This is a genomic window from Flavobacterium sp. GSB-24, assembly GCF_027924665.1.
In the GTDB taxonomy this organism is placed as follows: domain Bacteria; phylum Bacteroidota; class Bacteroidia; order Flavobacteriales; family Flavobacteriaceae; genus Flavobacterium.
The window spans coordinates 2,149,742-2,175,450 of record NZ_AP027043.1 but is presented as its reverse complement, the minus strand read 5'-3'; the positions used below and the strand labels follow the sequence as shown (position 1 = coordinate 2,175,450).

General features: G+C 33.6%; 19 protein-coding genes. 11 read left to right on the top strand and 8 right to left on the bottom strand.

Features of this window, described 5'->3' with window-relative positions:
- Positions 1 to 14 precede the first annotated feature (14 nt).
- The 8 genes from QMG60_RS09565 to QMG60_RS09530 all read right to left on the bottom strand — a co-directional run bounded on the left by QMG60_RS09565 (position 15) and on the right by QMG60_RS09530 (position 15,605).
- Positions 15 to 1,478, bottom strand: coding sequence for a glycoside hydrolase family 125 protein (locus QMG60_RS09565; protein ID WP_281867635.1), 1,464 nt, complete (start codon positions 1,476 to 1,478; stop codon positions 15 to 17).
- Positions 1,479 to 1,484: 6 nt separating this feature from the next.
- Positions 1,485 to 3,767, bottom strand: coding sequence for a GH92 family glycosyl hydrolase (locus tag QMG60_RS09560; protein ID WP_281867634.1), 2,283 nt, complete (start codon positions 3,765 to 3,767; stop codon positions 1,485 to 1,487).
- A gap of 149 nt (positions 3,768 to 3,916) precedes the next feature.
- Positions 3,917 to 6,178 (bottom strand): GH92 family glycosyl hydrolase, encoded by a 2,262-nt coding sequence (locus QMG60_RS09555; protein ID WP_281867633.1) that lies wholly within the window; start codon positions 6,176 to 6,178, stop codon positions 3,917 to 3,919.
- A 104-nt stretch (positions 6,179 to 6,282) separates the two neighbouring features.
- Positions 6,283 to 8,274: a glycoside hydrolase family 2 protein gene (locus tag QMG60_RS09550; protein WP_281867632.1), complete on the bottom strand. Its 1,992-nt coding sequence runs from the start codon at positions 8,272 to 8,274 to the stop codon at positions 6,283 to 6,285.
- Positions 8,275 to 8,718: 444 nt separating this feature from the next.
- The gene (locus QMG60_RS09545) at positions 8,719 to 10,233 is read right to left on the bottom strand and encodes a SusD/RagB family nutrient-binding outer membrane lipoprotein (RefSeq protein ID WP_281867631.1); all 1,515 of its coding nucleotides are present in this window, start codon (positions 10,231 to 10,233) and stop codon (positions 8,719 to 8,721) included.
- Between the two features lie 11 nt (positions 10,234 to 10,244).
- The gene (locus tag QMG60_RS09540) at positions 10,245 to 13,337 is read right to left on the bottom strand and encodes a SusC/RagA family TonB-linked outer membrane protein (RefSeq protein WP_281867630.1); all 3,093 of its coding nucleotides are present in this window, start codon (positions 13,335 to 13,337) and stop codon (positions 10,245 to 10,247) included.
- A gap of 196 nt (positions 13,338 to 13,533) precedes the next feature.
- Positions 13,534 to 14,544 (bottom strand): LacI family DNA-binding transcriptional regulator, encoded by a 1,011-nt coding sequence (locus QMG60_RS09535; protein ID WP_281867629.1) that lies wholly within the window; start codon positions 14,542 to 14,544, stop codon positions 13,534 to 13,536.
- A gap of 377 nt (positions 14,545 to 14,921) precedes the next feature.
- Entirely contained in the window at positions 14,922 to 15,605 is a 684-nt protein-coding gene (locus tag QMG60_RS09530; protein ID WP_241774405.1) for a S24 family peptidase, read from the bottom strand.
- Between the two features lie 304 nt (positions 15,606 to 15,909).
- Between QMG60_RS09530 and QMG60_RS09525 the strand changes: the two genes are divergently transcribed.
- From QMG60_RS09525 to QMG60_RS09475, 11 genes are all read left to right on the top strand, one after another.
- Positions 15,910 to 16,047, top strand: coding sequence for a hypothetical protein (locus tag QMG60_RS09525; RefSeq protein WP_281867628.1), 138 nt, complete (start codon positions 15,910 to 15,912; stop codon positions 16,045 to 16,047).
- Complete coding sequence (locus tag QMG60_RS09520; protein ID WP_281867627.1) at positions 16,040 to 16,318, top strand: hypothetical protein; 279 nt, start codon at positions 16,040 to 16,042, stop codon at positions 16,316 to 16,318. Before QMG60_RS09525 ends, QMG60_RS09520 begins: the two co-directional genes overlap by 8 nt.
- A 13-nt stretch (positions 16,319 to 16,331) precedes the next feature.
- Positions 16,332 to 17,048: a DUF3164 family protein gene (locus QMG60_RS09515; RefSeq protein ID WP_057119675.1), complete on the top strand. Its 717-nt coding sequence runs from the start codon at positions 16,332 to 16,334 to the stop codon at positions 17,046 to 17,048.
- A 122-nt stretch (positions 17,049 to 17,170) separates the two neighbouring features.
- On the top strand, positions 17,171 to 17,371 hold the full coding sequence (locus tag QMG60_RS09510) for a hypothetical protein (RefSeq protein WP_281867626.1): 201 nt from the start codon (positions 17,171 to 17,173) through the stop codon (positions 17,369 to 17,371).
- Positions 17,372 to 17,777: 406 nt separating this feature from the next.
- On the top strand, positions 17,778 to 18,023 hold the full coding sequence (locus QMG60_RS09505; protein WP_057119678.1) for a hypothetical protein: 246 nt from the start codon (positions 17,778 to 17,780) through the stop codon (positions 18,021 to 18,023).
- Between the two features lie 312 nt (positions 18,024 to 18,335).
- Positions 18,336 to 18,623 (top strand): methyl-accepting chemotaxis protein, encoded by a 288-nt coding sequence (locus QMG60_RS09500; RefSeq protein ID WP_057119681.1) that lies wholly within the window; start codon positions 18,336 to 18,338, stop codon positions 18,621 to 18,623.
- Complete coding sequence (locus QMG60_RS09495; RefSeq protein WP_057119682.1) at positions 18,620 to 19,072, top strand: CHAP domain-containing protein; 453 nt, start codon at positions 18,620 to 18,622, stop codon at positions 19,070 to 19,072. Before QMG60_RS09500 ends, QMG60_RS09495 begins: the two co-directional genes overlap by 4 nt.
- 28 nt (positions 19,073 to 19,100) lie before the next feature.
- A complete protein-coding gene (locus QMG60_RS09490; protein ID WP_281867625.1) occupies positions 19,101 to 19,601 on the top strand; it encodes a hypothetical protein in 501 nt (166 codons plus the stop codon).
- 25 nt (positions 19,602 to 19,626) lie between these two features.
- A complete protein-coding gene (locus QMG60_RS09485; protein WP_057119688.1) occupies positions 19,627 to 21,819 on the top strand; it encodes a hypothetical protein in 2,193 nt (730 codons plus the stop codon).
- A gap of 1 nt (position 21,820) precedes the next feature.
- Positions 21,821 to 24,985 (top strand): hypothetical protein, encoded by a 3,165-nt coding sequence (locus QMG60_RS09480; RefSeq protein ID WP_281867624.1) that lies wholly within the window; start codon positions 21,821 to 21,823, stop codon positions 24,983 to 24,985.
- Positions 24,986 to 24,987: 2 nt separating this feature from the next.
- Positions 24,988 to 25,662, top strand: coding sequence for a hypothetical protein (locus tag QMG60_RS09475; RefSeq protein WP_281867623.1), 675 nt, complete (start codon positions 24,988 to 24,990; stop codon positions 25,660 to 25,662).
- Positions 25,663 to 25,709 lie beyond the last annotated feature (47 nt).

Below are 25,709 nucleotides of genomic sequence, written 5' to 3'. Positions count from 1 at the left end.
TTCGCTTTTTAGTACTAGATATTTTTATCTTTCAAAATATGAGGGTAATGGATACTGGTGTGAACAATCATTTCACCAAATAATGTATTCGCCCAAGCAAACCATTTACGGGTAAACTTGTTTACATCGTCTTTATGAAATGATTCGTGCATAAATCCAGTATCGGCATTTGTTTTTATTAAATTGCTGATGCAGTTTTTTATTTCTTTTTCGTCTACACTTGTAATGGCTCTCAAAACAATACTCATTGGCCAAATCGTATCTACTCCTGTGTGCGGACCACCAATACCTTCTCCTGCTTTTCCTTTATAAAAAAACGGATTATTCTCAGACAGTACTACTTTTCTTGTATTCAGATATAAAGGGTCATTTGGAGCAATAGCACCTAAATACGGCAATGATAATAATGACGGTACATTGGCATCGTCCATCATGTGGAAACTGCCATATCCGTTTACTTCAAAAGCTATAATTTTTCCGAATTTTGGGTGATTGATAATTCCGTGTTCATTAAGACCCTTCTGAACCTCATCTCTTAATTTTGTGGCTTTCGCAACCAAATCATTATCCTTTAAGGCTGGAAGAGAGAAAATTTCAATCAGATATCCTAAGATTTCGATCGCAAACATATTACTCGGAATCAGATAACCGAATAAAGTAGAATCGTCGCTTGGCCTGAAAGTTGAAACAATTAATCCGCAAGGTTTTACAGGATAACCATAACCCCCTAGCGGAACGCCGTCTGTTGCCCATGCCGTCTGACGCTGAAAACTATAAGGTCCGCCTTTTCCATCCATTCGCTGCTGTTCTTTAAAAGTCTGCAGAACCAAAAGCATCGCTTCTTTCCATTTTGCATCAAACAAACTAATATCTCCCGTTTCTTTCCAATAGCCGTGTGCTAAGCGAACTGGGTAACACAAACTATCAATTTCCCATTTTCTTTCATGAATTCCGGGCTGCATTTTGGTAAGGTCATTTTTCCATTCGCTTTCCTTAGTAAAATCTTTATAAAAAGCATTCGCATACGGATCCAACAGGATACATTTCGCTTGACGATTAATTACTCCTTTCACCAATTCGGCCAGTTTCGGATCTTCTTTTACAAACGGAATATACGGCCAGATCTGCGCTGTACTATCTCTTAGCCACATGGCATCAATATCTCCTGTAATTACGTAGGTATCTGGTTTTCCATCAATAACCTCAAAATCAACTGTGGTGTCTAGGGTATTTGGAAAACAGTTTTCAAATATCCATGCCAGTTCTGGATTGGCAATTTGTTTTTTAATGCGCACGATAGCGGCTTCAATTGCTTTACTTGTAAATTTTCTTTCGGCAACAGGAGGCCTTTTTGAAACAAAATCTTTTAGTGGAAACTGAAAAGTATCTGAATTAAATCCGAAAGCTTCTGTCTGAAGTGCTAATAATCCTGCTGAAAAAATGCCTGCGTTTTTTATAAATTTTCTACGTGACTGCATATATTTTTATTTTGAAGTTGAATAAGAATATGGGAATGCTTCTTTTGTTGTACCTCTTTTAAAATTAGGAGAATTGGTCATATCAAAATTTAATTCTCCTCCTTTCAACACATCAAAGTGATTGATGTAATTTTTAGAATGAAGAACATTATCCCATTTTAATTCGTTTACATATTTGTTAGTTTCTGAATTATTAGGCGCATTGATAATAAGCTGCTTTCCGTTTTCTAACTGCAAAGTTGTTTTCTTAAACAAAGGCGCTCCCAAAACATATTCTTCTGTTCCCGGACAAACTGGATAGAATCCCATGGCTGAGAAAATATACCAAGCAGAAGTTTGTCCGTTATCTTCATCTCCGCAATAACCATCTGGAGTAGGCTTGTACAAACGATTCATGACTTCTCTTGACCAATATTGTGTTTTCCAAGGCTCTCCTGCATAATTGTACAAATAAATCATGTGCTGAATTGGCTGGTTTCCGTGAGCGTATTGTCCCATATTCATAATCTGCATTTCGCGGATTTCATGAATAACGGCTCCATAATAACTGTCATCAAAAACGGGAGGCATTGTAAATACTGCATCTAATTTCGCTGTGAAATTTTTCTCTCCTCCCATTAAATCAATCAAGCCCTGAATGTCATGAAAAACACTCCAACTGTAATGCCAACTGTTTCCTTCAGTAAAAGCATCTCCCCACTTGAACGGATTAAAATTAGGAGGGAAACTTCCGTCTTTATTTCGTCCGCTCATTAATCCAATTTCCGAATTGTAGAGTTTTTTATAATTCAGCATTCGTTTTTCAAAAAGGCTGATTTCCTTTTTCGGGCGATTTAATGCTTTTGCCAATTTCCAAATCGCAAAATCATCATAGGCATATTCAAGCGTTCTTGCGGCGTTTTCATTAATCTTCACGTCATACGGAACATACCCAAGAGTATTGTAGTACTGAACTCCCTTTCTACCCACAGCATCCATTGGCCCTTCATTATTAGCTCCGTGCAATAAAGCTTCGTATAAAGTATTGATATCATAACCACGTAATCCTTTCATATAAGCATCTGAAACTACAGAAGCAGAATTATTTCCTACCATTACATTTCTAAAACCTGGGCTTGACCATTCTGGCAGAAAACCTCCTTCTTTATAATCGTTTATTAATCCTTCCTGCATTTCTTTGTTTATAGAAGGATAAACGAGATTTAACAGAGGATATAAAGCACGGAAAGTGTCCCAAAATCCCGTTCCCACATACATATAGCCTTGCAACACTTTTCCGTTGTATGGACTGTAGTGCACAATTTTTCCGTCTTGATCAATTTCATACTGTTTTTGAGGAAAACAAACTGTACGGTATAAACAAGAATAAAAAGTCTTTAACTGATCGGTATTATTATCTTCTACAGCAATTTTCCCTAGAACTTTATTCCATTCGGCCTTAGATTGCGAAACTGTTTCTTCAAAAGTCGATGTCCCTAATTCGTTTTTTAGGTTCAATTCTGCCTGTTCTGGACTTATAAAAGAAGATGCTATTCTAACATTTACTTTTTCTCCTTTTTTAGTTTTAAATCCGATAACTGCTCCTACATGATTTCCTTCAGCTTCCAATTTATCACTCAAAATTTTATCAATCCAAGTTGAATTAGTTAGAAACTTTTTATCAAATTCTAATACAAAATAGTTCTTGAAATTTTGAGGAACTCCACCGCTGTTTCGTGTTGTATAACCTATTATTTTATTCTCTGACGGAATTATTTTGATATAAGACCCCTTATCAAATGCATCGATCACAATAGAAGATTTTTCATTTTCGGGAAATGTAATCTGAAAATGCGCTGCCCTTTCAGTTGTTGTAATTTCGGTCGTAACGTCATGATCGGCCAAATAAACGCTGTAATAATACGGTTTTGAAACCTCTGCTTTATGGCTAAACCAGCTTGCTCTTTCATCTTCGGCGAAAGCCAACTTACCAGTAACGGGCATAATCGAAAACTGAGCGTAATCGTTCATCCAAGGTGAAGGCTGATGCGTCTGTTTAAATCCTCTAATTTTTTCTGCCGTATACGTATAAGCCCATCCATCGCCCATTTTGCCCGTTTGAGGGGTCCAGAAATTCATTCCCCACGGCCTGCAGATGGCGTGATATGTATTTCCGTTCGAAAGATTATGTAATGATTGTGTTCCCATTAACGGGTTTACATATTCTACAGGATCTAAAGCTTTTACCTGCGCGTTTAAAAAAAGACAGGATTGTAATATTCCTAAAAAAATTAAACTCTTTACTTTCATATTCTTGTGATTTGTGAAATGTGAAATGTGAGATGTGAGATGTAAATGTGATCTGTCCATTACGCTTTACATTTTACATTTTACTTTTTACTTTTTACTTTTTACTTTTTACTTTTTACTTTTTACTTTTTACTTTTTACTTTTCAATACTAAATTGGCCTATCTTCTTTCTTAACTCCAAATATTGTTGACGGTTTACTTCCCATAAATAATTTCAGTTCTCCTCCTTTTACAATCATCTCTTGCGTGATATATGATTTTGTATATGGTTTTCCGTTATATTCTGCTTTTTGAATATAGATATTTGATGCGCTGTTATTAACCGCATTTATCGTAAATGAAATGCCTTTTTTATGATGAATTACAGCACTGTTTACTAATGGACTTCCTAGAACATAAATTCCGTTTGCAGGATTAACCGAATAGAATCCCATAGAAGATAAAATATACCAAGCCGACATTTGCCCTAAATCTTCGTTCCCGCATAATCCGTCTGGTTTTGTTGAGTAGAATTTATCATCGATTTCTCGAATTAATTTCGCTGTTTTCCAAGGCTGTCCGGCATAAGCGTACAAATACGGAATATGATGATTTGGTTCATTCCCATGAGCATATTGACCAATTAAACCACTAATATCCGGCGAAACATCTTCTCCTTCTACTTTATCAGTTATTAAAAAAAGTGAATCTAGTTTTGCAATAAATTTATCTTCACTGCCAAACAAATCAATTAAACCGTACGGATCTTGCGGAACCAGCCAAGTGTACTGCCACGCATTTCCTTCGACATAATCATCTTTTCGATGTGCTGAAGAAAGCGGATTAAACGGTGTTCTCCAATTTCCATTGGTCAATTTACCGCGCATAAAAGTGGTTTCTTTATCAAAATACAGTTTGTATAAATTGGCTCTTTTGGTAAAATAAGTATAATCGTCTGTTTTGTTTAAAGCTTTTGCCATCAAAGCAATACAATAATCATCGATAGCATATTCTAAAGCATTCCCTACAGATTCCAGCATTTTATCGGCAGGAATATATTCTAATCTCTGAACATAATCCATTCCGTCACGCGTTTGCATTGCCGTTTTTTTAATGGCGTCGTACGCTAAATTGACATCATAATCTCGGTATCCTTTTAAATAAGCGTCGACGATAACGGCAATAGAATGATTTCCATTCATTGTATTGGTTTCGTTGCCCATTAAATGCCAAACCGGCAATCTGCCCTGCTGCTGATAAATCGCTAAAAATGACTTTACAATATCATTGATTTTTTCAGGCTGTGTAATGGTGTATAATGGATGCAGTCCACGGTAAGTATCCCAAAGCGAAAAAGTCGTGTAGTTGGTAAAATTGGCTTTTTCATACACTTTTTTGTCTGTTCCTCTATAATCTCCGTTGGCATCGTTAAAAATAGAAGGAGCAAACATCGTATGATATAATGAAGTATAAAAAACTTTCATTGTTTTTTCATCAGCTTTAATCTGAACTTTATTAAGTTCCTTGTTCCATTTTGAATCTGCCAGTTTTACAATAGCTTCAAAATCCCAATCAGGAATTTCTGCTTTTATATTGGCAGATGCATTTTCGGCACTTACTGGAGAAATTCCGACTTTTACCAGAATCTGTTTGTTTTTTAAAGTTTTAAAATCTAAAACCGCTTTTATTTTTAAGCCTTCTCCTTCCGTTCCTTTTATCACAGCTGTACTGTCATAAACCATCATATTGTTGATTGGTTCAGAGAATTCCATTGCAAAATAAATACGCTGATCTGAAGCCCAGCCTGCAGAATAGCGATATCCTTCAATTTTGGTTTCGCTTATTTTTTTAATGAAAGTTTTTACGGGTCTGTCCCATCCAATTCCGTCAGCCAGATCAATTAAAATATGTGAATCGTTTGTGTTTTCGAAAGTATATTTATGAAAACCAACTCTTTCGCTGGCTGTTAATTCAGCCTTGACTTTATATTTATCCAATAAAACGCTGTAATATCCAGGTTTTACGACTTCATTTTTATGAGAGAAATACGAGCCGTAACCGTTTACCATATCTTCTTTTGTTCCTTTTGTCAAACTGACTTTTCCACTTACAGGAAGCACCAAAATATCATTTAAATCTCCAATTCCAGTTCCGCTTAAATGCGTGTGTGTGAAACCCAAAATGGTATTACTGGCATAATTGTAACCGCTGCACCAGTCCCATCCTTCAAAAATATTTACTGGACCCACCTGCACCGCTCCAAAAGGAACATTTGCACCTACAAATACGTGACCATGACCCGCCGAACCAATAAGCGGATCTACATATTGTGTATAATTTATATCGCTTTGTTTTCCTTTTTTTTGCTGTGAAATTGCCAGATTAGCAAAAAATAAATTTAATGCCAAGACACCACTTAATAGTATTCTCATATTTTATTTTTTAATTCTGTGTGTTAGACGCAATACAGTGCGTCTCTACTAAACCTTTGTCCCTTCGTCCCTTTGTCCCTTTGTATCTCTGAACCTTTGAACCTCTATTTATATCTTTCCAAAACCTCAAACAAAGAATAAATTTTAATTTCTGGTTTTGTTATTTTCCCTTCAAACGAAATTGTTTTTTCTTCTCCTGCTTTTAAATCAAAATAATTATCGCTCCATTTTCCGTTATACCCTTTCATCGAAATGCAAACGTATTTTGCCATTTTCTTAGCTTTTACGATTATGTTATTTCCTTTTATTTCCCAGCTGATTTTTGGATCTTCTAATAGTAAATCTTTCGGATGTGTAAAATCAGTTTCTGGTTTTATGTCATCTCTGTACGCTTCCTTTATAGCATACCAGGCTGCTTTTGGCTGTCGGTTATTATAATCAGTAATACTCCAGCTTGCTACAGGCCAACAGTCATTTAACTGCCAAACTAAAGTTCCCATATTGTAAGGCGCTTTCGAACGATGAATTCCAACAATATTTTTGATTGAATAATAATGCAGACACTGACTCAAATAGGCATAATCTTCCAAGTTCATCTTTTTTAATTTAGAAGAATCGATAAAATATTTACGTAAATAGGAATCTAATTTCTCAAAACCTTTGCCCGCTTTTAAATGTACTTTTAGTATATCTGAATATAAATGACGATCTTCTGGAGAAGTAAAACTTTCAATTGAAGCATAATTCGGTAAAGACAGCATTCCGTATTCGCTCACAAAACGTCCTGTTTTTTTCTGAACGGCTTCAATATCCTCCAATCCCCACCAAATTCCCCAATAGTGGCTGTCTCCTTCGGTTACACTTTTTGCTTTTGACCAATGGTGTAAAGGCGACGAACTTAAATAAGGACGTTTACCATCGACTTCTTTTACCCATTTCGGAATACTGTCATGAAATAAACGTGTATAATCTTTCCACAAACGGATTGAATCTTGTTTTGAAATTTTGAAACTTTTCATCCAGCCCCAGTTTTTAAAGGCTTCATCAGATTCGTTGTTACCGCACCATAAAACGATGCTAGGATGATGGCGAAGTCGTTTTACCTGATACTGAACTTCTTTTTTTACATTATCAAAAAAGGCGTCATCTCCAGGAACCATTGTACCGGCGAACATAAAATCCTGCCAGACATTTATTCCGTATTTATCGCATAAATCGTAGAAATAATCGTCTTCATAAATGCCCCCGCCCCAAACGCGAAGCATGTTCATATTGGCTTCTTTGGCAGATAAAACTATTTTTTCGTATTCTTTTTTGTTTACCCGAGAAAGAAAAGCATCAGACGGAATATAATTGGCTCCTTTCATATAAACTGGCTTTCCATCAATTTTAAAATAAAAAGATCTACCCAAACTATCTGGCTCTTGTATTAATTCAATCTTTCGATTTAAAACATAAGGTTTCTCAGGATTTTTTTTGTCATAAGATTCCAATCTTGGCGTTTTCCAGATTCCGCAAGTTGTAAATTTTGGTCCCCAATCCCAGCCAAAATGGTATTGTGCTTTACGGACATAAGCACGCGGATTGTCTGGAATTACAAATGGATAATCTTTTTTAGCCAACGAATCAACCACATTTTGTGCCGATTGAAATACGATTCTCAAATCGTTATTTCCTGATTTCAAGACTTTTTTTACCTCAACACGCCATTGACGAAACATATTATCCGCTTTTAAAACCAGCTTATTGTTTACGTAAACAGATGCATAAGTATCTAATCCGTCAAAAACTAAATCTGTGTTTTTCTTTTTCAGCATATTTGCTGTGACCTGAAAAGTGGTTTTGTATTCCCAGTTTTTGCGTTCTATCCATTGCAGTTTTTTTTCGTTATCTCTGTAAAACGGATCTGGTATTAATTTACTTTTTAGTAAATCTGTATGAATTTCTCCTGGCACATGGGCTGGATACCATTTTTGTGTTTTTTCTTCACGGTATTTCCAATTATTTTTTAGATCAATATGCTGCGCAGAGGCAATTGATGTAAAAACTGCCATACACGAACACAATAACCAATGAAGTCTTTTTTGATAGTTCATTTTACTGAGTAATATTTTATACCTTCTAAAATTACTAAAAAAGGTAAGTAATCTGGTTTTTTTGGCAGTTTTAGAGAAGGAAAGAACTGACCGCAGCATTCCTTCTCTTGAGAATTTATTCTTTGTTAGTAACTCTAAAATACAACTAGAAATATCTTCTTTACCACTGCCTTATACTATATTTTTGATTTTGATATGGTTCGTTTTTAAATTCAAAAAACTGAAATACACTTTAGGTATAGTTTTGAAATTTTTTAAAAACAGAAACTAAATCCATCTTTTTCAGCATAAACTATATTTGTTGTATGCGAAAAAAAAGCATTTGAATCTGTAAAATAACTTTTCAATACTTACACTTTCAGACGAATCAATTTTGATGATTTAAAAATAAGCCGGGCATGCTCAGTACCCGACTTATCTTAACTAACCAACCTAATTTAAAAATTATTTATCCCACCAGATTCTTGTGGTCATTAAATCTAAACCTTGACGTTGAATTGCTTCTTTATAATTAGCCTCGTTTGTAATAAGTTCTGACTGATCATAAATTAATCTTCTTGGAATTGTTCCTTTTGTTTCTCCAGTTGGATCATTAACAGGAACTAATACAGGATAACCCGTTCTTCTGTATTCTGAGAATGCTTCAAAACCATTAAACAATAAAACAATCCATTTTTGAGTGATAATCTGTTCGATTTTTTCTGCTTCTGTTCCTGAAGCTTTAAAAGGATATGTCGTAATGTAAGTATTGTATTCTGCTGGTGAAACTGCTGGTACCTTATCTCCAAAAATGGTTAAGATATTCATAGCCGCTCTCACTCCATTTTCGTAATAAGTTTGAGCCGATCCGCCAACATTCCATCCTTTTACAGCAGCTTCAGCCAATAAAAACTGAACCTCAGCATAAGACATAATCAATGTTGGAGCATCTAAACGCAATACTGTTGAAGTATTTGGATCTGAGAAAAGTTTTTTGTCTCCTCCTGGAAATTCTTTTGCATCATTTGCCAAACCTTGCTGACTTGCAGGATTATTATCTCCTGTTGCTTCTAGTTTAGCATAAATTCTTAAACGAGGATCGTTTGTATTTTTCAATAAATCGATGAATGTTTTACTGAATTTAATGTTCGATTCTCCTCCGTTCAAATCGTTTCTCACCCAAGAAGAGGTGATTGGATTGGTTTTAACTCCAGCAGGACCTGCATCGTGTTTTAGAACCAAACTGTCATCATTTGAAGTAAAAACGCCTTTAGAATACGCTTTTTCTACAAATTCTTTTGCTTTTGCAGGATTTACTTTAGACAAACGCATTGCTACTCTTAACATTAAAGAGTTTGCCAATTTCTTCCATCTTGCAACATCACTTTGGTAATACAAATCGGCATTTCCAACAAAAGGTTTTCCAGCATCTAATGCAGTTCCCGCTTCATCCAATTCTTTTAAAAGATCATTGTAAATAGCTTCCTGTGTATCATATTTTGGAGAAAAAACGTTTCCGTTGTATCCTTTTCCTGCTTCAAAATAAGGAACTTCACCGTAAGTATCTGTTAGTTTTTGGAACAAGAAAACTTTCATAATTCTACAGGCCTGAATCATATTTGAATTCTCTGGCGTGTTCTCGACTACAGATAACAACTGGAAAATCTGATTTAATCCTTTTCCGTAAGTTTCACCAAAAAGCGCTGCTGAATACTCTGAAGAATATGTGTATTTTGAACCAGGTCCTCCAAGTGAAGAAAACTGCTGTACAATTTGAGCTGCGTATAAATTGTTCCCTCTTGTGTTAGAGAAATCTTGTCCGTCTACATAAATCTCAGCAAGTGTAAACATTGATTTTACCGCCGGATCTGTTAAAGCGTTTGGATTCTTATTCATTTCTTCGAATCCTTTATCGCATGAAGCTAATGTCATAGCACTAACAATTGCGACACAAAATATTTTGATATATCTATTTTTCATCTTTTTTAGTATTAGAATTTGACATTAAGGGCAAAACCGTAGTTTCTTGTCAAAGGCATAGAAGCTCTCTCCATACCTTGAGCATTACTGTTTGAGTAATTTGACTCGGGATCGATATTTGGAACTTTGTCATAAATAGTCCATAAATTATGAGCTGAAAATGCTAAACTAACAGACTGGAATGGCGTTCTTTTTAAATATTCTTTTGGAAAATTATAAGCAAATGAAATTGCTCTAAGCTTCACAAAGTCAGCATCGTAAACAAAGTTTGATGTTACATCACTGTAGCTTCTCCAGTAATCGTATGCCGAAACCGTGGTGTTTACAGGGTTTCCGTTAACATCTGTTCCGCTTACTGCAACTCCTGTTTCACGACCTGGAAGTGTAATTTCAGATAATCCGTAACGTGTTCCTAACTGATTGGTAGCAGAATAGATTTCTCCTCCAAATTTAGCATCAACAAAAACAGAAAGAGTGAAATTTTTATATGAAAAATCATTTGAAAGTCCCATAGATGTTGGCGCAACACCTTGTCCCGCAATGATTAAATTTCCTCTTAAGAATTTTCCATTCGTATCTAATACAATGTTGCCATTTGTATCTCTTAAATAATCGTACGCTTTAATAACTCCAAAAGGTTGTCCTTTTTCTAAAACTACATTAGCTCTTCCATCTCTATTTCCTTCTAATGTTTTTGTTGTGATTTTATCAGAGAGATTTAAAACTTCACTATCGTTGTAAGCAAAATTATAACCTACGTTCCAAGAGAAATTTTCAGTCTTAACTGCTTTTACATTAATAGCAAACTCCACCCCTTTGTTTAGGATTTCTCCAACATTAATTTTTGTAGTTCTATATCCTGAAGCTTGAGAAACATCGGCATCTGTAATATCATTTGTTGTTTTCTTGCTGTAGAATGTTAAGTCTGTACTTACTCTGTTGTTGAAAAACGTGTTTTCAAAACCAAATTCGATTGTACTTACGTTATACGGTTTTAAAGTTCTATTTGGAATTGTTTCTCCATTTACACCCAAAATTGGCTGACCTAATGAATCTGTTTGTCCGTCTGGCGTAGTATAAGTCAATGCTAAAGCGTAAGCATCTGGTAATGCTCCTCCAACGTTACCCCAGCCTGCTCTAATTTTACCATACGAAATCCACTCAGGAAGACCTATAACTTCAGAATAAATAAAACTTGAACTTACAGAAGGATAAAAAGTGCTGTTATTTGCAGGATCTAAGGTGGAGAACCAATCCTCACGGCCTGTTAAACTTAAGAATAAGAAATCTTTGTATCCAATATCTGCTGAATAGAAAAGAGAGTTTACTTCACTTTCAGAAAATAATTTTTCAGTTTTATCTGGCTGTGTATTTCCGTAGAAATATTTGAACGGAACAATGAAGTTATTTCCTTTCATTTTAATACCGCTGTATCTATTATGCTGACGGTTTGCACCAATAAAGGCATCCAATGAGAGGTCTTTAGCAATATCTCCTTTGTAGCCTAAAAAACCAGAAGCATTTACTTCAGAACGCGTTTCAATTCTGTTTTCAATAGATCCTCCTGGGTTGTAATTTATTCCAGTAGGCTCAATTTCAGTATATTCATAATTGATATCATCAATACCAATAACAGCTTTAGCATAAATTTTATCTGTAATGTTATAATTTACTTTTGCAGAACCAATAAAACGCTTTCTAAGATCGTCATTTAAAGGAGATTTCGTAGCAAAATATGGGTTTGTATGATATACATTGGCTCCTAAAAAGTCTTCTTCACCACCGTTTGCATCATAAGGATTGCTTATCCATCTGATATCTGTTCCTGGAGTCATGAAAGTCGTTGGGAAAGATGGGTTTCTTGGTGAGTCATTTAAATATGGACGATTATGACTTTTCTCCGAAATATACTGAGCATTACTCTCTATACTGATTTTTTTATTTGGAGCCGAATTTAAACTCAAAGCCACGTTGTTTCTACCAAAAGTAGTTTCTGGCAAAATAGATTCGTCTTTAGTGTTTCCAAAAGATAATCTAAAGTTTGTTGATTCATTTCCTCCAGAAATTGCTAGAGTATTACTGAAAGAATATCCTGTTCTGTAGAAATTCTCCACATTATCTTTTCCGTAAGCCTGATAAGGTCTAGTTTTACCGTCAAGAGATAATGAAGGTGTTCCGTCATATTTATCTCCCCATGCAAAATAGTAGGAATCTCTAAGTTCTTGTAAATTGGTAAATCTAGTTGGAACACCGCTTGCATTTGGAGCTCCGGCACCATATTGATCTTGCCATTTTAAAAGGCTAGCAGGTGTATTGAAAGTAGAATTTGTACTGAAGTCTACACCAATTCCTGATCCGTTTTTACCTTTTTTAGTTGTAATTAAGATAACACCATTTGATCCTCTGTACCCATAAAGCGCAGAAGCAGCACTACCTTTTAATACAGACATCGAAGCAATATCATCTGGATTGAAAGAAGACATACCATCACCTTTATCAGCACCACCCCACATTCCAGCATTTCCCTGCTGAGTATTGTCAATCGGAATTCCATCTACAACATATAAAGGCTGGTTAAGTCCAGACGCAGAAGTTGCTCCACGAATTACAACACGGCTCGAACCAGAAGGTCCTGTAACTGGTGCAGAAACGTTTACTCCGGCAATTTTACCTTGAAGTGCATTTCCTAAGTTAATTTCCTTATTTTTTGTCAGGTCCTCGCCTTTTAATTCTCCTACGGCGTAACCTAGACTTTTCTTTTGTTTTTTAACTCCGAATGAAGTTACTACAACATCTTTTAATTCCTGTGTGTTTTCAATTAATACAACAGAAACTCTGCTTTCGTTTTCCTGAAGTACCACCTGTTTTGACTGAAATCCCATCGAGGATACATTAAGAGTAACTTTCCCTTCAGGAACATTCATTTTAAAACGCCCTTCGGCATCTGTAACAGCACTAAATGGTTTTCCTTGAACTTCGATTGACGCAGCAACAATTCCCTTGTTTTCTGCATCTGTAACTATGCCGGTTATTAATCGATTTTGCGCGGCAGCACTTAAACTGCTAAGCAATATCACTCCTAACACTGCTAATATTCGTCTCATAAGCTTTTTGTTTTGGTTATTGGTTTTGACTCGTTTTGTTGATTTGTGTTTGTTTTTAAATAATTAATAAAAAATTGTACTCTGTTTGCAATATCATAATAAACAGCTGTTTAAGGCTGCAGTTGATTTTTAGTTTTTTACTAAATCGTTTTAGCAAAATGATTAAAAAAAAAGTCCTCACCTTTTTTTAAATTTTTTAAACCGATTCTCTTACGATCAAAGTTCCTTTCTCGAGAACCTTTTCTATTTTGAAATCATCAAAGTTTGTCATCTGATTCATTAAGAGCTGAATTGATTTTACTGCTATATCCTCTATTGGCTGCGCAATAACAGTTATTGTTGGTGTATGAAGTTTGAAACTGTCGTGATCATCGAAACTGATAACCGAAATGTCTTCTGGAATTTTGTATTTTAAAACCCTAAAAGCCTGAAGTCCTGCTAGTCCGAGGTAATTTGCTAAAAACAGAACTGCATCTATCTCTTTATTTTTATTAAAAAAGTCTATGATTGCTTCAATTCTGCTTTGTTCACTAGCATGGTAATCTAGATGCAGCGTATAATTCTCGTTGTAAATACCTTCTTCTTTTAACGCTTCAACATATCCCTTTTCTCTCAGCTTCATCTGGATCATACCAGATTTATTATTAACGACAGCTATATTTTTGCGTCCCTTGTTCATCAAGAATTTAGCAGCCGAGTAAGATCCTTCGTAGTTATCCATTACAACATGACTTACTTTTTGATTGGCAAAATACCTATCGATTAGTACAACTGGTTTTTGTAATTTTAAAAGATGACTGATTGTTTTCTCTAAATTTCGGGTTGGAGTAATAATAAACCCTTCTACATTGGCTTGCAAAAGACTTTCTATCAATTCTTCCGAACGATTATTATCATCTCCTGTACTGCAGTAAAAAACCCTGTAATCAATATTTTTGGCTTCGTCTTCAATAACTCTTGCCAGATCTGCAAAAAACTGGTTCGATATATCTTCAACAATAAGTCCGATTGATCTTGTTTTTCCTGTTCGCAAACTGCTGGCGATCATGCTTGGTTTATAGTGCAGTTTTTGCGCCACATCCTGAACTTTTTTGATTACAGTTGGGCTGATAGCCATTTTTTCGCCTTTGCCGTTGATAACAAAAGACACAGTAGAAATCGAAACTTCTGCCTGTTTCGCAATATCTCTAATTGTAATCTTTTTCATCGGGTAATAAATTTATATTTGAATATTTTAGTACATCGCAAATATATGTAAGCAAAACTTACAAAAACGTTTTAGTAAAATTTTTTTTCAACAAATCTCTTTTTTAAGCTTAAAATTAAATAGAATATTCAGTAAATACTATATTTTACCAAGTTATTGTCATTCTGACTTTTAATGTAGATTTTATGAATTTTTATACAGATTTAATATAATTTGGATAAGATTGTTGCCCATTTTTAAACTTAAATATTCTAAAAATAAAGGCTCAAACTTTCTAAAATATGAAGAGTTTTCATTTTTAGAAAAAGCAAACTTCAAAAGAAAAGCCTTTGAACATTATTTTAGTTCAAAGGCTTTTTTTCATTTATAATCAAAACTTACATCATGGTATTAATCCTAATACTTGCTTTTATAAGTGCCAATGCAGAGATTTTAGAAATATGAATATCTTTTGGCTGGTGATGAGAATTCTGACTTACCAATTTTACAAAATCAGATCCTTGTTCTGATTTTTGAACATATTTTACAGTAATATATTCTTCCCAATCATTCAGCTTTACACTTAAAAGATACATTTCTCCAAAAAAGATATTTTCAAATTCAGTTTCTTTATACAAAATAATATCACCAGACTTCAATAAAGGATACATACTATCTCCAGTTACAGAAATTGCTCCGTCACATTTTGGAAGATTCGGAATTTTTATGGTATCCAGAATTCTTTGCGGTTCACCACTGCTAAACAATTCCCTTAAACCCGCTACTGCTTCCAAATCATATAATGGTATCTCCTGACTAACATGCGTGGGATCAACTGTTTTTCTATCATTATTCATAATCATTACACTTGTATTTTCTTCCTTAATCATTGGCCCATTCCCTGTTAAAAGCCACTCAGAATTAATCTCTGGATAGTAGTGTAATATTTTACACGCTTTGTCAGTTCCCATATTACTGCTATTATCCAAAAACTTATTGGAAAACCCTAAATCATTACAAAATTTATACTTACTAATCCCTTTATAATCAAGATACTCTCTCATTCTTTCCGTTGAACCCATAAAAAGATGTATTTTTTTACGTTAAAAATTTGGTTTAATGTATTATTTTACATTATATTTGCAAAGTAAAGAAAAATAAATTTTAAAAACAACAGAAACGTTAACAAATTTACATTTCAAATAATAAACAAACAAACCTTTAATACTAAATAAATAACTGATTAAAAGCAAATTACAATACAATTAAATAGTTCAAAAACAGCATACAAAACCACTACGGGCAATAGGAATAAAACTACGAATTAAATGTATTATTAATCACTAATTAAAAATAAATATTAATTTTTTACTCAAATCAATAAAAATGGAAACAAATCAAATCAAGGAAAAAATTCAAGAGCTGGAGCATTGGCTGATTGAAAATCCGAACAGCTCCGAGAGAGCTTTAATAGAATCTGACATTAAAAAATTACGAACCTTATTAGAAAAAAATCATGAGTAGAAATCAAATCGAAGCAAGAATTGCACAATTGTATCTGGCACTTCAATATTGTTCAGTACGAAACAAAACTTTCACGACAGGTGAAAGAATATGTATTAATCAAGAACGTTTTCAATGGATGCATATTCTAGATAATGAAGCAGCTTCTCCCCGCCCAGTTTCAAAAACCATTGAAAATAAACTAAAAGAGGTTTGGAGACTTTGTGCTCTCTATAATTTTAAACCTTATTACAGCGATCCTTTTCAAGAAGAAATTTTATTACAAAACTAAAAGCCAATTTATTATGAACACTCCTTCTACAAACACTATCAGCCAGACTATGGACTTAACTCAATTTTCAGCACAAGAACTAAAAGAAGCCTTAAATAGAATCGAAAATAAAAAAAATGAAGAGAGAGATGCTTATAAAAAACTGGTTGCCGAAACGATTCCAAAAGCACTTTCCAGATTACAGGAAACTTCTGAAATGATGCAAAATGCTAAAACTGAAACTTTCAGGCTGTTTGAAACTATTTTGGATTTAAAGAATCAGGTTTATGGTTTTAAAGAAAAACAAATGTCTCATACCTTCTCAAATGATAAAGAAGAAATTACGATTGGGTATCGCATTAACGAAGGCTGGGATGATACTGTAACTATTGGAATTGAAAAAGTACAGAATTACATTTCATCGCTTTCTACTAGCAAAGAAACAGCATCATTAGTAAAAATTGTTTTTAACCTCTTAAAAAAGGATGCTAAAGGAAATCTAAAAGGTTCACGAGTTCTGGAACTTCAGAAACTAACAAAAGAATTTAATAATGAAGAATTTACAGATGGTGTTGAAATTATCGCTTCGTCTTTTAAGCCTGTTCGTTCAAGCTGGTTTATTGAGGCAAGCCGAATTGACGAAAATGGCGTAAGAACGAATATTCCGCTATCGATGTCTTCTGTAGATTTTTTACAAGGCTATGCTTTTGATTTCTTTAACCAGCAAAACAACCAGAACCATGCAGCTTAATCACGATATTTATCTATCACTGCTATTAACTATCCTGTTAATTCTAACCAATTTAAAGCCTATACTTTTATTTAGAGAATGGTTTTATTTCAAATTAAAAACAACTTTTAAACAATACCTGAATGAGCGTAAAAATAAAGCCAATTACAGATCACGAAAGCTACAAAGTAAATGAACATACGATCTTTAAAGACGGACTCGGGAACTGGAATTGCAATAATGACTTATCAAAAAAAGAACGTCTGGCTTTTAATCAGTACGAAAGTATTGTAATCAAAAATCCGAGATTCAAAAAACACACAACAGCCACTTATAAAGGCTAAAACGACCTTCAAACCTGCAGCCGAAAAAAGCAGGTAAATAAAAATGGTTCCTGTTTCTTCTTCTTTCTGAAAAGAACCAGGAACCGACAAACGGGCGATTTCTGCCCTTATAATAAACAGCCAAAACGCATTCTTTCTATTGGAATCCAAACCTAAAAAAGTTTTGGAAACAGGATTGTCATGCGAAGTTTGCTGACCTAAATTGTTAAATAAATCTTTAACAAATACAACCTCAGAACGAGGTTCAATATAAAATGGCATCGGGAAGTAAAAACCATTACTGAATATGATCAAATGGTTTGGCTGTCTTAAATATGATGTCTTTATAATTCAAACTAATAACTCTTTTAAACTTCGTTCTTCTTACAACTTTTTCTTTTTTCTATCATTCAAAATATTTTCTCTCATGCCTATATCCTCAAACAGAAGTCTCGGAATTCAAAAAAATAAATTAATGCGTTACAAACTCATTAAAGAACTGTATCAAAAACACAAAACGGAAGACATTCCAACTACTGTTGTGTGGCGTAAATATGTCTATCCCGTTTATCCAATTTCCAGAACTACTTTGTACGAAATTCTCTGTACACCTATCACTTCTGAACTAAAAAAAATCGAAGAACTTATGAGCAATCAGGAAAGGTCTTCTTAATTCATATTAAAGAAAAAAATCATTCTTTATTTATCTTCAAAAGCATCCTTATTGTGATGCAAAGATGAAGCATTTACTTCATCTAAAACGACTTCTGTTCGCTTTCCTTACAACTCTGTAAAGCCCTAGAATACAAATGTTCGCAGACCTTGCATTTGTTTTTTTTAGGGCTTTTTTCACCCAATCTTTGCAATCTCAAAAGGAAACAACCGCGCTCAAAAACTAGAAAAATTCCTAGTTAAGATTCCTCTCGAAAACAACGCTAAAGCTGTTTTTGAACAAATCATTTTTAAACCCAACATTCAACATCAAATGGAACAGTTTCTATACCCCTCGCTAACGGCTTTTTTTGCCGCTTTTATTACCTGGTTTTTCTCTATGCGAAAATCACTGGCACAAGATCGTGCCGCCGAACTCGACAACGCCGTAAGCGCCGTAAAATATTACCGTGATCTTCTCGACGACATTACTGCGAGACTTACAGCCGCAACAGAAACCATTAAAAAAATGGAAATACAGCACAAAGAACTAATGCTCATAAACCAGCAACTGGTTGACGAATTACAAAAATTTAAACAGCTTAACGGAAAAACATCATGACACTTGCCCAAAAAACTTTAGAAATCGCCACCGCTCAAATTGGTGTCGAAGAAATGCCAAGAAACAGTAACGCAGGCCCCGAAGTCGAAATTTATTTAAGAAGCGTCGGACTTGGTAAAGGATATGCCTGGTGCATGGCTTTTATCTACTGGTGCGCACAGAAAGCTTCTCTTCAGATTAACGAAAAAAATCCTTTAAAGAAAACGGGAGGTGTTTTAGACCAATACAATTCGAGACCTCTTTTGATAAAAAAGACACCTCAGCCCGGAGACGTATTTATCATGGATTTTAATAATGGTAATGGTCACGCCGGATTTGTCGAAAAGATTGCTGGTAACACTGTTTACACCATTGAAGGAAACACCAACGATTCTGGCGGAAGAGAAGGTTATAAAGTAGCCAGAAGAAAACGCGATATAAAAAGCATTAAAGGCTTTTTACGAATCTAAAAACAAAATTTTTAAACCAATCTTAATTATGAATAAAAAACCAAAATTTCTTGTTTTTTCTCTTTTCATCATCCTTATCATGATTTCATGCCGAAGTCCGAAGCCAGTTCAAAATGAAAATAAAATTCAGACGATAACGATTACTGAAACCTTTCACGACACTGTTTTTAAAATTGCAAAAGACAGCAGTTCTTACAACGCATTATTAGAATGCCTTAACGGAAAAGTTGTTCTTAAAAATGTTATTCAAGCCGAACCAGGGCGTACATTAAAAAGCCCAAAGGTTCGTCTTGATAACAATAAACTCCAAGTCGACTGCAACCTTAAAGAACAGGAACTCTATGCACATTGGAAATCGAAACAAGTAAAAGATGTCCAAGAGAAGACGATCACCATTACCAAGTTTAGCAATCATCTCACTTTTTTGCAGAAAGCCCAGATTTGGCTAGGGAGATTACTGCTTCTTGTACTGCTTTTTTTGATTGGAAGATGCATCTCCAAAATCTATAAACCTGAATGGTTTAAATAAAAACTTTTAAAACTATACGCAAAATATGTCCGCACAATCTCATTTTTTTATAGAGTCAGGAGGTTTTCCTCAGCAACAGGAGGCTCAAGGCTTTGGGCCCAAGTCTGAAACTGTTTTCAACCTGACTTCTCGATTTACCATTGGCAATGAACCCAAAAAAGCCTTTTCAATCTGTAAAGGAGTTGTTTTAGTTCAGCCTCAAAGTGGCAATAATGAAAAAGTAAATCTTATTCTCCGCCCCTACAAACAACCATTTCCTGGATTAAACATTAAATACTTTGTTTATAGAGGTTTGAGAAAAAGTGATTTTTTCACTTCTGGTAATCAGCCATTAGTTATTAGTAATGATGGAGCAGTTTCAGATTTAATTGATAATATCAATATCAATTTTAAAGCATTCTATGATGGAAATGCTTCAATTGAAAAACCTTCTTTTAAAGCTGAGTTTATTGGTTATGAGGAACCTCCAACCGATCTCGATCAAAATGATCTTGCTCTACTATTATCAACTCCATTATCCGATTTCTTTTTTAAAGAATCGAAATTTGAAACGAAAAATAATACTCAAGAAGAACAGCATCCATTCGAACTTCCACTAATCGATAGTGGTAAAACGTTAGGTAATTTTGCTGAAGGCGAATGCGGAATTGATGTCGTCTTAAATTATGGCGATTACAAACATGATTTCGACAATTCTGAGTTTAATTTCGATTTGGAATACGCACGTAAACCTTTTGCAGAAATTGTAACAAACGGTTCTACCGATTTTGCGAAAAAACTTCAGCGCGAGCAAAGTACTCAATTTATTGATATTGCTGCTTTTTATGGTTTACATACAGCCGATGGCACTGTAACAGTAGATACTTCTGGAACCAAAACAAAGAAAACAGGAAATGCCATTTACAGCGATGTCATTAACAAGTTTGCAACCAAAAACAATTGGTACATCTACATTCAAAGTGATCGTACGCGCAGCTATGATTTTTACGGAAACTATAAAATTGGTGAAGGTCTAGAAAACCTAAAAACAGGATTATTAGAAAATCCTGTAACTAAAGAAGTTCCTATGGCAGCCGTAACGTATGGCAAATTAGGCTGGCCAGTTTTAGTTAATACTCAAGAACAGGCAAATACAGTTACAACAAACAATTTATACCTGCAATTTCCAACAGATAACAATAACAACACCGCTTGTTACGGACAGATTGCCAATGTAGTCAACGCTCAAAAAGACACTTTTATCAATGCTGACGGATTAAGATTACCTCCTGATGAAGAAGGCAATTACGCAGATTTCACCTCAACCATTCAATTGACAACTCCTGCTCTAGCTGGTGAAAATATTGCCTCTCTTAGTATTTTACTTTATCAAGGAAAAGTGAATTTGTATACTGATCCGCAAGTAGTACCAGATGAAGAAGGGGCTCCTATAATTACATATCGAAAGGCAAACTTTTTTGACAATGTTTTTAATTTAATAAAAGCTAGCCCTTTATTGAATTTAGGTAGCGATAAAAGCTATTCCAGAATGACTTCTGAAAAGCTCAATCTTATCAATGAGTTTTATGATAAAAAACAGCAGGGAATTTCGATTGTACAGACTCTTACTGTAAATGATGCCATTGAAACTGGAATTGAAGAAAATCCTACTGTTGATCGTGTTACTTACATAACAGAGGCAGTAGATGTTATGAACAATGCTGTTTCTGCAACCGGAAGCACAGCTTCAACAACTTATACATCTTCTTCAGCTGGTGGTGCTGTTGGCAAAAGCAAAACCTACCAACTACCCGATCCATACTATTACAATTTGAAAATGTTTACAGATAGTACTGAAACTATTACGGGACTAGAACTAAAAACTTTGGATGGCGCTACTCCTAACAAAATTATTCTGGGACTAACTAAAGATGAAAATGAAGCAATAAAAGCTCTAATTACCGAAGGCAAAAAGAATCCTCGCTTGTTTTTAATGGATCTTTTTGAAGGTGGAAGTGAGTTGCTTTCTCCTGAAAATATCAAATATCAGAAATATAAAGTTGCCATTGTGACTGAAGATGAGGATGGTAATAATAAATTGGAAGAACCTGGTAATTCTGTTTTTGTTTATTCACTTGATCGGACTTACCATTTTAGTAAAGGATATAGTGAGTACATGCCAGATTTAGAATTGTCAAAATTGAAATTAGATTTAAACGTAAACTTAGAAACGGAATAAGATGGAAAATGCCGTAATATTAAAAACAGGAAAAGTTGTTAGAAAATCCTCTTTCGTTCCTGGTTCTTTAAAAATTGATCTACAAGGTTTTGTTGATCAATTTGCAATTGGAAAACCAGACAAAATTTATAAACATGTTAATAAAGATAAATTTAATCTTCGAGATTTAAATGGTTATGACAAACCAATCTCAGCAGGATATTACTTAGAAAGTCAGTTTTTAAAATATATTGCAAATATTATAACAATTGAAAAACTAAATGAGTCTGTTTTAAAAGATGCTGATATAATTTTTGCTAAAGATGGCGATGAAATTGAAGTATTTCGTTTACATATTGAAGCACCATATAACTTTTTTTATAAATTAGAAAAATTTAATATTATTTATAAAAGAAATATTCCTGTTTTAGATAGTAATCAGAATATCATTACTCCCAATGATAAAGAGCCGGTTATAATTAATTTTGATAAAGCAACTATAACTTCTAAGCAATTCTATAATAAAAGAATTTATATAGCTAATGCTTTTAACGTAACTAAAGAAAAAGATTCTGCAGCTTTTTTAATTACTAAAATTGCTATAATGATTAACAAAATTGAGCGTGAGATTTTCCCATTATTCGCTCAAAATAACGATCTAATTTCTTATATAAATAACCAAATTATCGAATGGCTATCTGATGAAATTCTTATAAATCCAAGTTTGGAAACTTTGGCAGAATTCAATCAAAATATAACCGATTATTATAAAGTTGCATACTCAAATCAATTAAAAATATTAGAATCTTCTGGAACAGAGAAACTTTATTGGTTAGCAATGGGACTTAGCTCACAATCATTGTCAGGATTACCAGTCAATGAGAAATGGAAGATATTGCATTATTTAATAAAAAATAAGTTAAGTAATAATCTTGAAAGAATAAAAGAAGAAGAGCTAGTTATAAATATAGTATATTCCTTTAACCAATCTAACATCAAGGAAATAGATCAATTTTTAAGTTTTTTTCTATACCCATACGAAACAGGAACCGAAAAAGAAACAACATTCTATGAAGTGCTATATAACAGTATGAGTACAAGCACCAATATGAAACAAGGCTTACTAGGGTTATCAAATTGGGTCTTAGGCACAGAATATCAACCAACTACAACAAAGGGACAATTTGTTATGGCAATATACATGCTATGGCAATTTAGTAAATATAATCCCTACGACAACAATGATAAATTAAAAAATGCAACAATTGATTTTAGAAGTTCTAATTCAATTGCAAGCTTTGCACCAGAAAACACAAACCAATCTTTATTTAATTACACCCATTATGTTGCTTACGACCCTGTTTATTGGAGTAATTCATCACAAGAAATAAAAGAGTATAAAATTTCAAGACCTAATGCTTCTCCTATTTTGATGCCATATCAATCTTCAAAAATTATAGGTATATATTTTGATAATTTTAATTTTAGTATTGATGGCAATAAGATAATTGCTTACCAATCCTTACCAGTAATATCATCACGTAGTGATGAAAATATCACTCTTGTAGAGCAAAATGAAGTTCAATATGGAATTTATGATCTTTTTCAACCTGTTACTTTATTAAGCACAGATATTGAAACTAGGTCTGCTTTATCTACTGTAAATGGCCAAAATATTTCAATTAATGGCCAAAATATAAATTCTTTCATCCCTCTTTTTGTTTTGTCATTTATTGACAAAGACGGAGACAGTAGTGATGCCGAATCTATTTTAGGATATGTTGTGGATGTAGCAACAACTTTTACAGGTATTGGAAATTTAGCAAAACTAAAGCATCTCAAGTGGGGGGCATCTGGATTAAAAGCAGGTGAAGTCGCATTAAAATCATTAGAAGGTTTAAAGATTGTTGTTGGAGGAGTTGAATTTACTGCTGGAGTCCTAGGCTTTTTTGCCAACTTCGTGGAGTGTAGTGAAAATGATTCTTTCTGTCAAGGAATGAAAACGTTTATTGCAGTTTTCCAATTGGCATGTCTCACTACTAATGTTGGTACTGGAATTGCATCTTTAATTGCAAAAAGAGAAGCTGCTAAATTACTCAAAATTGCTGGTGAAGGTGCAAATGATTCTGAAACAATTGCTAATTTAAAATCAAAATTACAACAATTAGGTTCAAACGCATCTCCAGAAATAATCGATGAAGTTTCTACTAGAATTTTATCATTAGGAAGATTAAATTCTTTACCAATTGACCTAATTGCAATAGCTCTTTATAGAAAATTAAAAAATACCTTATTACTTGCACAAAATAAACTTTATCGTGAATCAGCTATTATTTTAGAAAACACTCCTTTAAACGAGCCAGCTGCTTTTGGAAAATTACCAAGGTTCTCGTTATATAAATACGTAGAAGATACACCTAATAAGCTTTGGAAAAGAGTAACAGGAGGAGATGTGTACTTGCATACAGAAGCCGAGTTACAAGAAATGATTGATTTTGGTAAATCTTTAGAAATAGATGAACTAACAGATATTCGTTTTAAAAACACAAATGATGTAACTGAACATTTCATCCTTAAAAGTTTTAGAACTGTTAAACAGAAAACTAAAGCTGAAGTTATTGAACAAATGAGGTTTTACAAAACATTCCTTACAGAAAGAGAAAAAGTGCCTTTTTGTTTTAGCTTATTAAATGATTCAAAACACTTTAATGATTTCAAAACAGAATTTTTAAGCATATTGGGTAAATATTATTATGGTGGAAATGTAAAACTTCTAAATTATTTAGATGAATATCAAATTTCTGGTTCTGCTTTATATAAGGTGAATCCTCCTGATATGGATATTTCTGGATATATTAGAAGATTACATATACGGAATTTAACTGCAAAAAACATTGAATTGTTTGAAAAAAACAGAGCGATTATAATTAAGCAATTAAATAAAAGAAGAAGATTTAATGATCTTGAAGAAATTGAGAAAGCACTTTATCATTCAAATACAAAAGATCAAATAAACGCTTTCGCTCTTCTAAGAATAGATAGTGAAGGAAATATTTATACATTAGCAGAAGATATTTCTAATATGGCGAACAAACCAAATACACCAAAATCCACAGATTTTAATGTATTTGACATCACTAAAACAGATAGAAGACTACAACCGGATTTAACAATAAAAACAAAATAATTATGGTAGTATTATATAAGAATTTTTTTAACGAATCTATTTCAGAAATTCAAGCTCTAAAAATGAATGGCTATAAAAAAGAATTTCATGACAATAATGTAGTAAAAAAAATTGAAAACAAATATGCAAATGGAAATTTTCATGTAACTTATTACAAAGACAACAATGAAAGTAATGTTTTAGAAAATTTATCTAAAGAATATCCTAATACAAATGTTTTTAGAATTAGAACTAGACAAAATTCAGGCAATTATACTATAGAAAATGAAGATTATATTGAAGATGGGATTCTAGAATTAAAAAACAGCCTGATAAGAGATAGTAAAGGAAGAATAATTGCATACAATCAAATTGATATTATCAACAATCAACCTTTACATGACGGTTCTGTTAAGTATTTCTATAGTGAAGATATTTACAATAACTATTGTTTACCAAATTTAGAAGATGGTACTATTCTGGATAAAGATTTTAAGGTTTTTAGAGCAAAATACGATGAGATTGGAAATTTAATTGAAATTCTTTTGAATTCACAAAGCACTTATGATAAAGAATATTTTTTTCCTAATCAGCCAGCTCCATTAGATCTTGAAACATGCAGACAAATTTGTAATCTAACTAATGAACAAATGAATTATTTCCTCACAGACGAGTTATTACCAATTCCTAATTTTTAGGTATCCGCACTCCGCTGGCGCGAGCGTCCTGCTCGTGAACGTAACGT